At 60.6% G+C, this 16,436-nt stretch carries 14 protein-coding genes; 10 read left to right on the top strand and 4 right to left on the bottom strand.

From position 1 onward, the window contains the following. From NKH93_RS28785 to NKH93_RS28740, 10 genes are all read left to right on the top strand, one after another. Entirely contained in the window at positions 1-294 is a 294-nt protein-coding gene (locus NKH93_RS28785) for a VirB3 family type IV secretion system protein (RefSeq protein WP_352974008.1), read from the top strand. Further along, positions 291-2,693 carry a VirB4 family type IV secretion/conjugal transfer ATPase gene (locus NKH93_RS28780; protein ID WP_352974004.1) on the top strand — a complete coding sequence of 801 codons (2,403 nt, stop codon included), beginning with the start codon at positions 291-293 and terminating at the stop codon, positions 2,691-2,693. Before NKH93_RS28785 ends, NKH93_RS28780 begins: the two co-directional genes overlap by 4 nt. Next, on the top strand, positions 2,677-3,834 hold the full coding sequence (locus tag NKH93_RS28775) for a transglycosylase SLT domain-containing protein (protein ID WP_352974001.1): 1,158 nt from the start codon (positions 2,677-2,679) through the stop codon (positions 3,832-3,834). Before NKH93_RS28780 ends, NKH93_RS28775 begins: the two co-directional genes overlap by 17 nt. Positions 3,835-3,843: 9 nt before the next feature. Next, a complete protein-coding gene (locus NKH93_RS28770; protein WP_352817800.1) occupies positions 3,844-4,578 on the top strand; it encodes a type IV secretion system protein in 735 nt (244 codons plus the stop codon). Positions 4,579-4,760: 182 nt separating this feature from the next. Further along, entirely contained in the window at positions 4,761-5,804 is a 1,044-nt protein-coding gene (locus NKH93_RS28765) for a TrbL/VirB6 family protein (RefSeq protein ID WP_352973996.1), read from the top strand. Between the two features lie 72 nt (positions 5,805-5,876). Then, the gene (locus tag NKH93_RS28760) at positions 5,877-6,590 is read left to right on the top strand and encodes a VirB8 family type IV secretion system protein (protein WP_352760634.1); all 714 of its coding nucleotides are present in this window, start codon (positions 5,877-5,879) and stop codon (positions 6,588-6,590) included. Next, positions 6,587-7,384, top strand: a complete 798-nt coding sequence (locus tag NKH93_RS28755) for a TrbG/VirB9 family P-type conjugative transfer protein (protein WP_352973993.1) — start codon at positions 6,587-6,589, stop codon at positions 7,382-7,384. The genes NKH93_RS28760 and NKH93_RS28755 overlap by 4 nt, the downstream gene beginning before the upstream one ends. Next, entirely contained in the window at positions 7,384-8,847 is a 1,464-nt protein-coding gene (gene virB10, locus NKH93_RS28750) for a type IV secretion system protein VirB10 (RefSeq protein WP_352973991.1), read from the top strand. Before NKH93_RS28755 ends, virB10 begins: the two co-directional genes overlap by 1 nt. Continuing rightward, positions 8,844-9,869 carry a P-type DNA transfer ATPase VirB11 gene (gene virB11, locus NKH93_RS28745; RefSeq protein ID WP_502896512.1) on the top strand — a complete coding sequence of 342 codons (1,026 nt, stop codon included), beginning with the start codon at positions 8,844-8,846 and terminating at the stop codon, positions 9,867-9,869. The genes virB10 and virB11 overlap by 4 nt, the downstream gene beginning before the upstream one ends. Before the next feature lie 12 nt (positions 9,870-9,881). Beyond that, positions 9,882-12,032 carry a type IV secretory system conjugative DNA transfer family protein gene (locus tag NKH93_RS28740; RefSeq protein WP_352973984.1) on the top strand — a complete coding sequence of 717 codons (2,151 nt, stop codon included), beginning with the start codon at positions 9,882-9,884 and terminating at the stop codon, positions 12,030-12,032. A gap of 506 nt (positions 12,033-12,538) precedes the next feature. Here NKH93_RS28740 and NKH93_RS28735 read toward each other — a convergent pair. Genes NKH93_RS28735 through NKH93_RS28720 form a run of 4 tightly spaced genes read right to left on the bottom strand, consistent with a single transcriptional unit; the run spans position 12,539 to position 16,369 of the window. Beyond that, positions 12,539-13,537, bottom strand: coding sequence for a 4-hydroxyproline epimerase (locus tag NKH93_RS28735; RefSeq protein ID WP_352973979.1), 999 nt, complete (start codon positions 13,535-13,537; stop codon positions 12,539-12,541). Between the two features lie 19 nt (positions 13,538-13,556). Next, positions 13,557-14,417, bottom strand: coding sequence for an ABC transporter permease (locus NKH93_RS28730; protein WP_352973975.1), 861 nt, complete (start codon positions 14,415-14,417; stop codon positions 13,557-13,559). Further along, complete coding sequence (locus tag NKH93_RS28725) at positions 14,414-15,262, bottom strand: ABC transporter permease (RefSeq protein WP_352973973.1); 849 nt, start codon at positions 15,260-15,262, stop codon at positions 14,414-14,416. The genes NKH93_RS28730 and NKH93_RS28725 overlap by 4 nt, the downstream gene beginning before the upstream one ends. A gap of 15 nt (positions 15,263-15,277) precedes the next feature. Further along, positions 15,278-16,369 carry a quaternary amine ABC transporter ATP-binding protein gene (locus NKH93_RS28720; protein ID WP_352973971.1) on the bottom strand — a complete coding sequence of 364 codons (1,092 nt, stop codon included), beginning with the start codon at positions 16,367-16,369 and terminating at the stop codon, positions 15,278-15,280. Positions 16,370-16,436 lie beyond the last annotated feature (67 nt).

The following is a 16,436-nucleotide window of genomic DNA, read 5'->3' as shown; positions in this document are numbered from 1 at the left end:
ATGGACGACGACGAGGTCTATGTCGAGCCGGTCAGTCTGCCACTGACACGCCCCCCGATGAAATGGGGGGTGCGCTACGAGGTTTTCGCGCTGAACGGCATTCTGGCGGTGATCGGCTTTATTGCCACCAGCAGCTTCATGCTCGGCCTTGGCGTGTTCGGCGTGGTGCATCTGGTGAGTGCATATCTGTGCCAGCTTGACCCCTACATGTTCCACATTTTCGAGCGGCGCGTCTCCAAGCGCGGAGCGGTGGCGAACCTTACTTTCTGGGGGGCGAGGAGCTATTCGCCATGAGCCTCGATGCCGACCTGAAATTTGGCCGTGAGCGCCGGCGTGAAAAGCCCGCGGCGATGCACGTCCCCTACCTTCGCCATGTCGATGACAACCTGATCGTGACGAAGAGCGGCTTTCTGGTCGGCGTCATCCAGCTCAGTGGCCTGCCCTTCCAGACGATGGACCAGGCCGAGTTGAACAGCCGCCTGTTCAACCGCAACACCACGTTTCGCAATCTCTCGACGTCTCGCTTTGCGGTCTACACTACGATCATCCGCCGCCACGTGATGCCGGAGATCGAAGGCGATTTTGACAATCCTTTCGTGGCCGAGCTCGACGCCCGCTACATGGATGAGCTTGGGGCGAAAAACCTTTTCGTCAACGAGGCGTATCTGGCGGTCATACGCCGGCCGATGGTCGGCCGTGTCGGCTGGGTGGACAAGGCACTTAACGCGTTCCGCATCACTACCGCAGGCGAAGAAACCCGCGAAGAGGCGATGGCCGAACTGCATGACGTTCTCGACGGCGTCGTCAAGGATTTTACCGCTTATGGTGCGCGTCTTCTCGGTGTCGTGAAGCGCCGCGACAGCTTCTTTTCCGAGCCGGCGGAATTTTTGGCGAAGATCCTCGCCGGCGGCGTCGATGTGGAAATGCCTTTGCCGCGCATGAGCCTTGGCGATGTGCTGGCGACGCGGCAGCTGTTTTTCGGCAAGTCCGCGCTGGAACTTCGCGGACCGGACGCTGGCAAGCTCGGCGCCATGGTGTCGATCAAGGAATACCCACCGTTCACCGCGCCGGGCTCATTGGACGGTCTCTTGCGCCTGCCGCATGAGTTTGTCCTGACGCAGAGTTTTGCGATCGAAGACCGTGTCACGGCGATGCGCAGGATCAACACCATCGCGAACCAGGTTGAGGGATCGGACGAGGCGGGCACGACGGTCGAGGAGTCCGTCCACGACGGCGCCGACAAGCTGGCCGGTGGCGAAGTCGTGTTCGGACAACATCACATGAGCGTCATGGCCTTGGCATCGGACATGACTGGGCTCAACCGTGCGCTATCCGACATTACGGCCGAACTTTCGCGCATGTCGATCGTGCCGGTCCGCGAGACACTGAACACGGAACTCGCCTTTTGGGCGCAGCTGCCGGGAAATTTCAGCTACATCGCGCGACGTGCGTTGATCTCGTCGCTTAACTTCGCCGGCCTTTTCTCAGGACACAATTTCCCGTCCGGCCAACGTGAGCGGCTGCATTGGAAACGCCCTATCGCTTTGCTCGAAACGACCAGCCAGACGGCCTATTACTTCAATTTCCACGTTCACGATGTCGGGCACTTCACGGTGTTCGGCCCGACTGGTTCGGGCAAGACCGTGGTGCTGTCCTTCCTGATGGCGCAGGCCATGCGCATCATGCCGAGGCCGCGATGTGTTTATTTCGACTATATGCGCGGCGCTGAGATTTTTGTTCGGGCGCTCGGCGGCCGCTACGAGGTGATGGAGCCTTCTCAGCCGACCGGGTTCGCGCCATTGCAGCTTGATGACACGGCAGAAAACCGTTCTTTCCTGGAAGATCTGCTCATCTACATTCTGACGCCGGAAGGCGGCGCGCTTGACGTGGCGGAGATGCGCGTCATCAACGCCGCCGTCGACATGATCTACAAGATTCCGCGCGAACAGCGGATCTTCGACCTGCTGCCGGAAGTGCTGCGGGGCTCGCTGATGCCCGACATGAACGATCTGGCCGCGCGGATACAGCCTTGGCTCGACCCGAAGGACAAGGGCTGGCTTTTCAACAATCCCGTCGATCTGGTGGATTTCTCGAAGCACGTTGTCGGGTTCGACATGACCAAGATCCTCGGTGACAGAAAGCTGCGCTCGGCGGCCTTGCTCTACATCTTCCACCGTCTTGAGGACGTCATTGACGGCTCGCCGATCATGCTCTTCCTCGATGAAGGCTGGAAACTATTGGACGACGAGGTTTTCGCCGCCTTCATCAACGAGACGCTGAAAACCATTCGTCGCCGGAACGGCGTTGTCGGCTTCGGCACACAGACAGCGGAAGACGTCGTCAATTCCTCCATCTCGTCGTCACTGATCGAGCAAACGAAGACCAACATTTTCTTCCCCAACCCGAAGGCGAGCAAGGAGTCCTACATGGAGCGCTTCTCGCTGACGGCGAAGGAATTCGAGTTCGTGCGCCGCACCGCGAAGGAAACACGCACCTTCCTCGTCAAGCACGACAGCGACTCGATCGTCGCCAAGCTCGATTTGTCGGCGATGCCCGATCTCATCAAGGTCTTGTCCTCGAACGAAGCCAACAGCAAGGAATGCGCACGGCTCCGGGAGACCTTCGGCGACGAGCCGGAGATGTGGCTGCCATACTTCTGCGGATGGGAGAACGAGCATGACGAAGCGGCTTAGCAGCGCTTGTCTGGCCGTGGCTCTAGCGACAGCGGAAAGCATGAGCGTGGCTGTCGCGCAAATCGCGGTCATCGACGATTTGAACCTCGACAAGCGGCAAGAGGACGAGCAGCACAGTGCGAAGTCGGATGCGGCCAAGAGGGACGAAACCGACAAGAAGAAAAGCGTCGTCTGCACCTATTCGAACAAATACCGCTCACAGATGTTTCGCCGATCCCCGGCCGAAGCGTTGCAGCGCGACGCGGGCAACGTGAAGCTAATCCGCTATTACGCGCAAAAATACGGCGTGCCAGAAGGCCTGGCGCTCTCCGTCGCCTATCAGGAATCGCGCTTCGACACATGCGCCGGGAGCCACACCGGCGTCAAAGGCGTCATGCAGCTGACCAAGGGCACCGGCAAGTCCATGGGACTGGACCGCGACGTGAACGAGCAGAATGTCGAAGGCGGTGTCAAATATCTCGGAATGGGCGTGAAGCAATGCGGGGCGACGAATTACAGCTGTCTCGCTTCCTTCTACAACGGATCGAACGAAGGGGAGCAGAACCAATGGGCCGGCGGCGTCGGCCGTTGGAACAGCTACTTCAACGACTATGTGTCGAGCGGCAAGGCTCCGGCCGCCGCGCCGCCACCGTTCTCGATCGTAACGGCCGACGGCGCGGGCGGCACGGCCCAGGACACCGCCATGGGCACGGTGAGAAAGGCGGCTGGCGGCCTTGATGCAAGCTCATCGCAGATCGGCGCCAACAATGCGGCGATCGACGCCCTGGCGGGCAACGTTGGCCAAGTGACCGAATACAAGGACGCCTGGGAGCTGAATTCGTCCGCTCGGGGGATCAACGCGGGTGTCACCAACCAGTACCTCGCCCAGGCGGGGGATTTTACGGCGTTGCTGGCCCAACTTCTATCGTTGCAGAATGTTCAGGCATCGCAGTCGTCCAAGCTGGTGCAACAGCCGAAGAGCGGCTCTCCAAACCCGTTCTCTTGTGATCCCGCGGAATTGGAGCGGTTGAGGATCGATCGCGGCCGGTGGCTACCATGCGCACTTGAGAACGCGGGGGCAAGCTCGGCCGACAGCCGCTCGATGATCATCACCAGTGATCCTGCCGGCGCTGCCAGCGTGATCAATTCTCTACAGCAATAGGAGGCTGACATGAAGAAATTCGCGATTGCTGCCGGCATGGCGCTTTGGACCAGCGCTGCCTTTGCACAGATTGCGGTCATTGATGGCGCCAATCTCGATGTCGCCCGCAAAAATGCGGAGAACACCAACTCCATCATGGATTCGAACAAGGACATTCTGAAAAAGAGCGAGGAGATCCTGCAGGCTCTCAGCGGCAGTCGTGACGGTTCGCTCGGGATCGGACAGATGGGCCTTGGCGGCAATATGTCGATTGCCCAGGCGCCGTCGTTCGGATCGATCCTGAACGGCGGTGCGCTTTCGTTTGGCGGCCTTTCGCCCGAAATCCAGAAAATCGCCGGCGCCGTCATCAATGGGCTCCAGCTGGTGAAGCAGCTCCAGCAGATTGCCGGCAAGGAGACCAGCGCCGTCAACACCGCCTATGGCGGCAGCGTCAATGTGGCCTCGCTGCTAAGCGCATTGACCTCCCAGGCTTCGCAGGGCGTTACCCAGCGCCAACGGTCTCTGCAGTCAGCGAGCGGGCAGATCGGGCAGTCGCAGGACGTCAAGGGTTCGGTGGACCAGAACACACGAATGCAGCTGGAAAACGCGCGCGCGGTCAACGAATTGATCGGCGTCCAGAACGGTGCGGTCGCGGCCCTGAATGAGAAGCTGAAGGGAGATCTTCTTCGCCAGAGCCAGGTGCAGAAGATGATGACACCGCGCAACGTCAATCCGTTCGCGGACTTTGGCAAGAGCGGAGGGTAGCACTTGTCGAGGCGGGTGTTGCGCATATGCTTTATGATTGGGCTCAGCGCCGTGCTTTTCGGATGCGCAAATCGCGAACTGAAAGCGCCGTGCGGGCCTTTGGCGTATACGCACGCCGACGAATGCGGCGCGCTGAAGCCGGTCAATTCAACGCCATTCGCCAGCATCATTGACGAGGATCCATGAACGGTCTCGCCGCAAGCATCCTCGGTGGCATTGACAACATCGGCCAGGACTTCGTTCGCACCGTCTATATGCAGTTGGGCAATGCGATGGGCAACGTCTTCACGCTGATGCTGACCCTTTATATCGTGTGGTGGGGCTATTCGATTCTGAGTGGGCGTGAGTCGATTTCGGCAATCGAAGCGGCCTATCGCCTCGGCCGCGCCGTGATCATCTATCTGCTGCTGACCGGATGGGGCACATTTTCCGCGACGATCTATCAGCTCGTGCAAAGCATTCCAGACGAGGTCGGTAAGGTGATCGTCGGCGCCGTGTCGCGGGCCACAGGCAATCAGCTTAGCGACCAGGCGGCAATTCCAGCGCTTATCGACAATCTCTACCAAGGGGCGCAGGACGTCGCCAATCAGGTCTATAGCGGATCCTTCTATGACATTTTTGGCGCGCTCTTGTCGCTGCTCGTCCTGCTGTCTGCCATCATTTTCGCAGCGCTTGCCATTGCCGCGATCATCGCCGCCAAAGTGATGTTGTTCATCACCCTCGCCTTGGCGCCGATATGGATCATTCTTTGGCTTTACCGCTGGTCCTCACGGATGAGCGAAGGCTTCCTTTCGCTGACCACCTTTCTGATGATCCAGCAAGTCCTGATCTATGGCTTTCTCGGTTTCTACTTCTCGCTCGTCAATGCGGCGCTGAACACCGCAACGTCCGGCGGAGCGACAATGGACAGCAAAATGTCGCTGGTGCTGCCCTTGGTGCTGGTGACGATCATCGGGATCTACGTTCTCATGCAGATACCCTCGATTGCTTCGATCCTGAATGGCGGCGGGTATCTCAGCACCATGGGCGCTCGCTACTCATATGGTACGTTCGGCAGGAATGCCGTGCGCTATTCCGGCGGGCGATGGGTCGCAGGCCGCGCCGCTCGCGGCGCCCGGCAGCTAGCGGCAAACAGTTTTCGATCTTCGCGAGCAGCTAGGGCGGATGCCGCAACCCGGTCCGCCATCCAGCAAGGTGCGCGCGATAACTCCAGGCCTCTGGCCTAGGACACAAGAACGATCACCGATCGCGGCGTGGATCAGAATGCGTCGCGCAAACGAGGCAATAGTAACGTGGCAATGCCAGTGGAAACGGCTGCTGACCGCAGCAGCGAACTCGTCGACAAGCGCTATTACAGGGCGGGCGCGACTTGGGAAGACGACACGCACAGGTCAATGCGTCGATCGCGTACATTGGCCTGGATCGTCAGCGGCATTTCGGGACTGGTTGCGGTGCTGTCGCTGCTGGCGCTCGTGCTGATCCTGCCACTCCGGCAGTTCGAACCGTACGTTGTCGAGGTCGACAAATCGACGGGCTACCTCGAGATCATGCGCGCGCTGAAGCCTGGAGATTTATCGCAGAACGAGGCCGTCACGGCGGCCAATCTTGTGCGTTACATCAGGGCCCGCGAAACCTACGATTCGCGAGAACTGAAACAGAATTACGACCTGGCACAGCTCTATTCGACCGACGCCGCGTCCAAGGATTTGACATGGCTTTTCACGCCTGCAAATCCGCAATCGCTGGACAAGATTTTTGGCCGCAATGTCACTGTCTCGGTCGAGATCAAGTCAGTTTCCCTGCTCAATCGCAATACAGCCTCGGTGCGCTTTGCCACGACGACGCGGCGGGACAACTCGTCCACCGCCGACAATTGGGTGGCGGTCATAAAATTCCGCTACACCTCAACGCCGCTCAAGAACGAATGGCGTTTCGACAACCCGTTGGGCTTTCAGGTTACGGATTACCGCCGCGACCAGGAATCGGCGCCGGCCGCGGGGAGCCTGCAATGAGATGGCGCGTGAGCCTCGCCCTGTCGGCCACCCTTCTGCTCGGCACGATGCACGGCGCGGCCGCACGCGACGGCCGGATTCGGTATGTCACCTTCAACAATGACGATGTGACGTCGGTGCGCGCAGCTCTTGGCATTTCAACGATGGTCGAGCTTAGCCCGACCGAAGTCATCGAAACCGTGTCGGCTGGCGACACGAAAGGCTGGTCGATCATCCCCAAACGCGGATCGCGATTTCTGTTCGTCAAGCCGCTGGAGCGCGATGCGTGGACCAACGTCAACGTGGTCACCAACCGGCGCGTCTATTCCTTGCTGCTGCAGGCAACCGACAATAGCCGTGACCGGGCATCCTTCCAGGTCCGGTTCAAATATCCGGACGAGGATATCAACGCGCGCCTGCTCTCACAGGCCAAGGAGAGCGCCGCCGATCCGGATTTGAAGGACCTGAATTATGCCGATCTCAATTACGACTACGCCTACAAGGGCGACGACAGCCTGAAGCCGCACACCGTATTCGACGACGGCACCAAGGTGTTTCTGGAGTTCAAGGGCGACATTCCGGCGATCTTCGTTGTCGACGACAAGCGTCAGGAGTCGCTGGTCAACGTTCGCACGCAGGGCAAATACACCGTCATCGACAAGGTCGCACGGCAATTCACCTTGCGGGCCGATGGCAAGACGCTCTGCCTCTACAACCGGGCGCGACCCAACGAAATCGATCCGGTCGAGCAGGTCTACGGCCCAACGAAACTGACAGGCGGTTCCACGGTGTTCGGAACCAGCGGAGGGCGGTGATGACCCAGATCGACTATAACCAGCTGGACGGCAGCCCGACGGTCGCACGCCGCGGTGCGGGCGTGGGTACCAGGATCGCCCTGGTCGCCCTCGGCGTGGTGCTGGTTGGCGCGCTGATATGGCTGAACTGGCCTCGAGAGCCGGTATCGCGCGATGTTCGCAGCGATGGCGAGGAAAACTTCAACCCGCCCGAGTTCCGCCCGCCGGCGTTGAACGAACCGCCGCAACCTGCCGACGGCACGATCGACCAGATCGTGGTGCCGCCACCGGCCGCCGACCAGAACGGCACGCAACAAGCCGATAATGTCGATCAGACCGTGCAGGAGGGTGCGGATCTTGATGCGCAGCGGCGCGCGCTGGAGGCGCAAATGGCGGCCGAGGAAGCTCGCCGCAAGGCCGAGGCGGAAGAAGCCCGCCGCAAGGCCGCGGCTGAGGACGAGGCTAGCCGTAAGGCAGAGGCCGCCGAGCATGAAAAAGCGGTGTGGGAACGCCTGCGGTCGAACCAGATGGTGACGAATGATCAAACCGGCTCGACGGATGCCGGTGCCCAGGCGGCACAGGTCGAAATCGCGGCCGACGGTCAGATCATCCCGGTTCCCGGGGCCGACAGTGATCCCAACAAGGCATTCCTGGCGCAGTCTGAGGCAAGTTCTTCCAGCATCGTCAAAGCCAAGGTTTTCCGACGCACCGATGCGTTGATCCCTGAAGGAACGATCATTCGTGGCTATTTGGAAACCGCGATCAACACCGACCTTCCCGGTGCCGTGCGCGCTGTCGTGCGTGAGGATGTCTTCTCGCTCGACGGCAGGCGGCTCCTCATTCCGAAGGGCTCGCGCCTGACCGGAGAGTACCGCTCGGGGCTTGCGCGCGGTCAGAAGCGTGTTTTCATCGTCTGGAACAGGGTCATCCGCTCGGACGGCATTTCCGTCGATATCAAGTCGCCTGGGGCGGACGCGCTCGGGCGCGGTGGCATGGGCGGCCGTGTCGATACGCACTGGCTTGAACGATACGGTAACGCCATCATGCTTTCCGTCGTTGGCGGCGTCTCTGAATATCTGTCCTCGCTTGGCGACAGCAGCCAGGATGGACAACAGCGCCAGGTGTCGACGATTGATCCCATGACGGGCGAGACCACGACGGTAACTTATGGTGGCAATGGCTCGCAGCGCGACGTGCGCAGCATCGCGTTTGACAAGTCATCGACCGCCTTGCAACAACTTGCGCAAGAGGCGTTTCGCGACACGCAGAACATTGGCCCGACAGTCTACGTCGACCAGGGCACATCCATTGTCGTGCTGGTACGGCGAGATCTCGATTTCTCGGACTTGTACGCCGATCCCGTCCAGGAAGAACTGGCGCGCCTGAAGGCAGGTGCGCGGCCGAAGACGGCGATCGATCCGACGCCTCTCTACAGCACGCCCAAGGATCAGTTGTATCCCGGCTATGGGAGCCCAGTGAAATGAATGCCGTGCATCCCCTCCCCGATCCTTGGGCGAGAGCCCCGGTCCTGCGCGCTCATCTGGAACCGATATGGTCCTATTTGAACGAAGATTCGGTTTCCGAGATTGCGATCAACAGGCCGGGTGAATTGTTCATCGAACGCCTCGGCGCGAAGGAAATGGAGCACGTCGTCAAGCGCGAGGTCACACCTAGCTGGATTCGTAACATCTCGACCGGCGTCGCCTCGGCGACAAATCAGGTCATCAACGAAGAAAAGCCGGTCCTGTCGGCTGCTCTGCCTTCGGGTGAGCGCATCCAATGCATCTTGCCGCCCGCGGCTCCCGAAGGCGGGGCGATTTCGATTCGCAAGCAGGTCATCATGGATATGAGCCTTGCTGCCTACAACGATCTCGGCGCATTCGAGAACACGGCAATGGGTAGCGGCCTTGCGCTTTCAACCGAAGAAAAGCGACTTGTCGAGATGTTGCACGACACGTCGCCGATGGACTTCCTGCAATACGCGGTCCGCAACCGCGTCTCGATCGTCGTTTCTGGCGGTACATCCACCGGCAAGACGACGTTTTTGAATGCGCTCTTGAAGGAGATCCCTGCCCATGAACGGATCATCACGATCGAAGATACCCGCGAATTGAGGCTGCCTGCTCCCAACAACGTCACCCTGATAGCCTCGAAGGGCGACCAGGGCCTTGCCAAGGTCTCCGCGCAACAACTGCTCGAGGCCTCGCTTCGCATGCGGCCGGACCGTCTGCTGTTGGGCGAGTTGCGCGGCGCTGAAACCTTCGCGTTCCTCCAGGCGATCAACACCGGCCATCCGGGTTCGCTCACGACCGTTCATGCGAATTCCGCCCGGTCCGCCTACGAGCGGCTGGCGCTGATGGTCATGCAGGGCAGCTCGGGCCTCTCACGAGGCGAAATCCTCGACTACCTGCGCGAAGTCATTCCGGTGGTCGTCCAGATGATCCGCACCGAAGGCGGACGGCGCGGCATCAGCGAGATCAAGTTCACCAAGGCGGAGACGATCTAGCGGGGCCCATCCATGCAGAAAATCGCAACAGCAATTTTCATGATGCTTATGGCGATGGCCTTGGGCGCACTGCTCTTCACGGTCGCCTATGCCGCGACAGATTGGTATCGGACTGGCGCCCACGTCCTGTTCGACCAGCTGAACGCCAATCCCTGGCCGGTCGTTCGTCTGGCCTGGGCGGACACGATGGCGAGGAATTTTGGCCGGGTACAATACGCCGTTGCAGCAGGCGCATTAGGGTTTCTCTTGCCACTGGTCAGCTTGTTTCTCATGCGTCCGAGAAAGCGCAATGACTCTCGCTTCATGACTATGAGCGACGTATCGAAAACCGGGCTGACGAAAGTGGGCGGCGTCTTCGTCGGTCGAGCCGGCGGCAGGCTTGCCGAAATCCTGTCGCCCCGCCGCGACCAGCGCTCTGGCAAGATTCGCCTGATGCAGCGCAGGCTGATCGGCGGCAAGAAATTATGGATTGATGGCGATGATGTCGGCGGCTTCGTCATAGGGCCGCCGCGCTCCGGTAAAGGCACGTCTCTCATCATCCCGAACGCCTTGACCTGGCCGCATTCGCTCGTGGTTCTCGACCTGCGGGGCGAGACCTATGCGGCGACCGCCGGCTACCGTTCAACCATGAGCCGCGTGGTGCGTTTCGCGCCGGCTGACCCCGACGGCAATACCGCCTGCTACAATCCGATGGACTTCATCTCGCTGGACTCAGCTCAGCGCGACATCGACCTTCGCAACATCGCTGCGGCGCTGTTTCCGCGCCCCCCGTCCAACGCAGACCCGTATTGGGTCAACGATGCCCGCCTCCTTTTTACCGGAATAGCGTCCTTCGTCATGGAATCGCCCGCGATCCCGAACGAGAAGAAGACCTTCGCCACAATCCTCGAGATCATGAACGGTGCCGAGCATCCGCTCCTCGAGTTCATCGGCTCGCTGCGCGAGGAACGCCGCCGCGAATGTTCGCATTTCACGCTGCAAACCCTGTTGCCGTATTTCGAAATGTCGGAGCGGCAGTTTTCCGGAATCTACGCCGGCGTACGCACCGGCATGACCCCCTTTCTCAACGAGCGCCTGATGCGAGCTACGTCGCGCAGCACGTTCGATATTCGCAAGCTCAAGCGTGACCGGATTTCTCTTTATCTCGACGTGCGGCGTGAGCAGATTACGTCGCTTGGACCGTTGTTCAACGTCCTGACTACGCAGATGATGAACTTTATGTCGGAAAGCCTGCCGCAGCCGGCCGAGCATCCGGTGCTTGTGCTGCTCGACGAGTTCCAGAACCTCGGCAAGCTCGAGAACGTCACCGAAATGGCGAGCGTGCTCGGGGGCAACGGCGTTTCGATGTGGTTTTTCGTGCAGTCGTTGAAGGCTGTAGACGAGATCTATCGCCAGGAAGGGCGCAAGACGCTCATTAATGCCGCTCGCGTGCAGATCTTTTTCGGCGCGCAGGATGCTGACGATCTGCGCTACGTTTCCGAGCAGCTCGGCGAAAGGTCGGACGTGCAAAAAGACGTGACGCGCACCAAGGCGACGTTGTTCGACACTTATTACACGCGCTCGGAGCACCGCAAGGAAGTGCGGCGGCCGCTCATGCGGCCGGACGAAATCCGCACGCTCGACAAGAACAAGGTCATCATATTGCCGCGCGGCGAGCTGCCGATCCTTGGCACGCGCAATTTCTATTTCGCCGACGGCCAGCTCGCCAAACGCGCATTCATGCCCCTGCCCGCCTCTACCGACGCTTCGCGCACGAAAAGACCTGCGTTGGACGCTTCCGCGGCGGTTCCATCTCCTGCGCTCCCGACGATTGTGCCGACAGCACCGGCGTACCGCTCAGGCCTCTTGCAGACGCGCCTGCGGCGCGGCGCAACATTTGCCGCAAAAGCCGGCCGTATGGCTCCGCCGCGGGGCCGGCGCACAATCGTGAAAGAACGGCCGAAAGCAAGCGACACTGCAGGTGTGCCACCTTATGCCGCCATAGATTTTTCCGCGTTGGCGGCCAAAGCGGTGACAACACGCATAGCGCCAGAAAAAGAAGCGGCGGTTGCGGCTATCCTAAACAAGGTGCGATCTCTCCGAGCCCACGCATCCGACACCGAGGCTTTCGATCGAAATTTGAGCGTCGTCGAAGATACTTTGCCTGATGTAGTCGATGGATAACTAGCATTTCGATGCGGCGGAGGAGTCTCAAGAATCCGCGGCGTCGAATTCAACCGCAAATCCCGCGTCCATCGCGCTTCGCGCAATGAGATCGATAAGTTCCCAATCCGTGAGTTCGCAAAGCGGAATATTCCCTTACGGCGTGGCTAACCTCGGATATCGAAATGCACGGCCTGCCGACATTGTCGATCGGGTAGCGGACAATCGCCCTGGCGAACGTTCGACAGAGTGGGACTCTGCGCGAACGCAGGCATATATCGCCTACGAATGGAGCCGTGGTCACGCCATCGCGGACATCAGCCGCAGATCGAAATCTCCATAGTCATCGACCTCTGGCCCGCGGATTCCTTCCTCGGCGACTTTCGTACGCCTGTCCGCACCCGAAACTCTTCACGGAAGCAGACCGGCGGCTTTGCGCATTGGTTTTCAGAAGCGGTCCTTCAGACCCGCAGAGCATAGACGTGATCTAAATCCTAAGCGGACATTGCGAAGAGGCGTGCATGTCGTCATCGCATCTGGAATCCGTGGGCCAGCGGATCGCGATCGTCCACGAAAATCGTATTGTGGCCGATGATCCTCGCCCAGCCGCCGACGCTTGGCCGAATGCCCTTGAACGGCCCAACGTCGGTCTCGGCCTCGACGCGGCCCTCGAAAACTGTGCCGATCAAGCTTTCCTGACGGAAGCTATCGCCGACCTTCAGTCGTCCCTTACCATAGAGTTGCGCCATACGCGCTGAAGTTCCGGTGCCGCCCGGCGAACGGTCGATCGCCTTGTCGCCATAAAACACAGCGCCGCGGCCGTCGGCATTGCTGCTTGAGGGCCTGTCGCACCAGATGGCGTGATGAACACCGCGTATTTTCTCGTCTTCGGGATGAACCGGATCGCAGATGGGTTCGAGCGCGTCGCGGAGACTGCGGCTGAGGTCGACGATGTCGCTCGCCGACATGCCATCGAGGCCCTGAAATGACTCCTGCGGCTCGACGACAGCGTAGTAGTTGCCACCATAGGCGATGTCGACGACGAGGCGACCGAGACCGGGGACATCCATGGCGACGTCCGCGGTATGCAGATAGCTGGCGACGTTGAACATCCGGACGGAGTCCACGAACTCGCCCGGTTTGTCGTACTGGATATCGACCCTGCCGGCCGGCGTCTCGATTGACAGCTTGCCCGGGACCTTGGGCATTACGAGGCCTTCTTCGATTGCCGCCGTCACGAGGCCGATCGTGCCGGCGCCGCACATCGGTAGGCATCCGCTGACTTCGATGAAGATCACGGCGAAGTCGCAGTCCTCGCGATACGCAGGATAGATGATCGCGCCCGACATGATGTCGTGCCCGCGCGGCTCGAACATCAGTGCCTGCCGGATCCAGTCATGGTCGCGGAGGAACAGGTCGCGCCGCTCTGCGATCGGGATATGGGGCAGCAGGGGACCGCCGCCCGCGACCAGGCGCACCGGATTGCCGCAGGTGTGGGAATCGATGCAGAAGAAACTGTGGCGCATGGTATTTCCCTTCGGTGGTTCAGGCGGGCTTCCTTGCGCCAGGCGCCTGGCTGCGTTGCAGCACCCCCCTGGAGACCCTGTCGAGAAGAATGGCGACTGCGACGATCGACAGTCCGGCCCGCAGGCCCAGGCCCATCTCCATCCGTGTCAGTCCCCGCGTCACCTCGGCTCCGAGGCCTCCAGCGCCGACGAGGCCCGCCAGGACGACCATCGCCAGCGACAGAAGGATGCACTGGTTAAGACCGACCAGAAGTGTCGGGGTGGCTGAAGGGATTTCGATCTTGAACAGAATCGACCGTGGCGAGGCGCCGGTGGCTTGGCCGAGCTCCAGGAGGTCCTTTGGCACCTGGTTGAAGGCCAGAGTTGTCAGGCGCAGCATCGGTGGTATGCCGTAGACGATCGTGGCGATGATCGCCGGAACGCGACCGAGGCTGAAGATCATGACGGCGGGGATGAGATAGACCCACGGAGGCACGGTCTGCATGATGTCCAGCACGGGACGGATCGCGGCTTCGAACTTCCGGTAGCGCGATGCCAAGATGCCAAGCGGGAAGGCGATCGACACGGAAATGATCACTGCCACCGTCACCAGCGCCAGCGTCTGCATCGATGCGGTCCAAAAACCTGCCAGCAGGCAGAACGCGAGCGCGATGGCCGTCACCACCGAGACCCGGACACTGACGAAGAACGCGGCGAGAAGGACAGCCACGACGATCGTCGCATAGGAAGGCGGGTAGAGCAGGGCAGTTTCGATGCCGCCCAGCACCGCCTCGATTAGCTTGGTCAGCGCGTCGAAGAACGGATGGAAGTTCTTGTTCAGCCAATCCACTGCGGGGGCGAGGTAGGCCCCCGGCGAAAACTGGACCAAATCAAGGTTCATCTTCCACCTCTCTCGGCGCGATGCGCCGCGCTCTGTGTGAGCCTGTCGAGCACCATGGTCAGAATGACGATCGCGATCGCGGCGTTGATCGAAGTAGCGATGTCGAGCGTGCGCACGGCTGTGTAGATCGTCTCTCCGAGACCGCCCGAGCCGACGATGCCGGCAATGACGACCATGCCGAACGCCATCATCAGGCTCTGGTTGATCCCGGCCATGACGCTTGGGATGGCGAAGGGAAGCCTGATTTTGATGAACATCTGCCACGGCGTCAGGCCGCTCGCCTGGCCGAGCTCGATGAACTCGTGTGGCGTCATGCGAATGCCGAGGGACGTGAGCCGGATGGCGGGCGGCATCGCGACGATGACGGTGGCGACGAGCGCGGTAGCGGGCCCATAACCCAGGAGCGCGATCGCCGGAAGAAGGTAGATGTAGGGCGGGAGCGTCTGGATCAGATCGAGCACCGGCTCGAGAACGCGGTCGAACGACTTGACGAAGCCAGCCACGATCCCGGTTGGAATACCGACGACAAGGGCGAGGATCGTGGCGGTGGTCACCAGGGCCAATGTGCTCATGGTTTCAGTCCAGAGCCCCATGACCGCACAAAAGATCAAGGCAAGGCCCGCAAGGATGCCGGCCATTGCATTTATCAAGCGCCATCCGAGCAGCGCCCCGATGATCGCGATGACGTAGAACGGTGCGAGTTGCAGGAGCCACAGGACACCATCGTAGGTCCCTTCAAGCACCGCCCTGAGAGAGTCGAACAACCATTCGCCTTTGTCGCTGATCCAGCCGAGCGCGGCGTCCGTCCAGGCATCAAACGTGTCGGTAATGAATAACCTGTCCATTTCGCTCCTCCCGAACTACGCCGCAGCGAGTTCTCCCGCGGGCGCCCCGGCGACACCGCGGAGCAGTCCGCGGATGGTGACAACACCGACGACGGTGCCATTCTCGACGACCGCGACCGCGTCGCGATCGGACCGCATGGTGAGGTCGATGAGTTCGCCGATGTCGGCCTCAGGCGAAGTCCGAAGCAGCGTGTTGACGTCGCAATGCGGCTGCGAGTTGTTGAACTCGGCTACAGGTCGCATCACCGAGTGCGCCTTGACCAGGTGAATCCTGGATATGCCGGCCACGAAATCGGAGACGTAGTCGTCGGCAGGTTTGGTCACAATCTCCTCCGCCGTCCCGACCTGGACGATGACACCATCTTTCATGATGGCGATGCGGTCGCCGATACGGATGGCTTCCTCAAGGTCGTGGGTGATGAAGACGGCGGACTTGCCGAGCGACTTGGTGAGGTTGCGGAATTCGTCCTGCAACTGGCGGCGGATCAGCGGATCAAGCGCGCTGAACGGCTCGTCCATGAGAATGATCTCGGGGTCTGCCGCCAACGCCCTGGCGAGGCCGACGCGCTGCTGCATGCCGCCGGACAGTTCGGCGGGATAGCGCGACGTCCAGTCGGCAAGGCCAACCTTTTCGAGGGTTGCGCGGGCGGTCCTGTTGCGCTCGTCTTTCGCAACGCCTCGCACCTCAAGACCGAAGGCGGCGTTCTCTAGCACCGTCCTGTTGGGCAGAAGCGCCACGCTCTGAAACACCATACCGATGTTGCGAGCGCGCATGTCGCGGAGTTCTGCAGCATTCAGCTTTGCGATCTCCTTTCCCTTCACCGTGATCTTGCCGAGGCTTGGTTCGATCAGACGATTAAGGAGGCGGATCAGTGTCGACTTGCCGCTCCCCGAGAGTCCCATGACGCAGAATATCTCACCACGGCGGACCTGGAAGCTGGCATCGGAGACGCCCACCACGCAGTCGAAGTCCTGCAGCACCTGTTTCTTGGATAGCCCACGTTCGGTTATGGCCTTGACGGCAGCCTGAGCGCGGCTACCGAAAATTTTCCATACGGACTGGCAGTCCACCAGCACTTCATTGGAGTCCTTCATCGCACTGTTCATTGCGTTCCCCATGGGCCGGCCTGACGCTGGCCTTCGTGTTTATCGAAGTTCCGAGACGGGCCGCCGG

It is taken from the genome of Mesorhizobium sp. M0954, from assembly GCF_040319155.1.
Classification (GTDB): domain Bacteria; phylum Pseudomonadota; class Alphaproteobacteria; order Rhizobiales; family Rhizobiaceae; genus Mesorhizobium.
The sequence above is the reverse complement of the archived record's forward strand: the minus strand, read 5'-3'. Positions and strand labels throughout refer to the sequence as shown.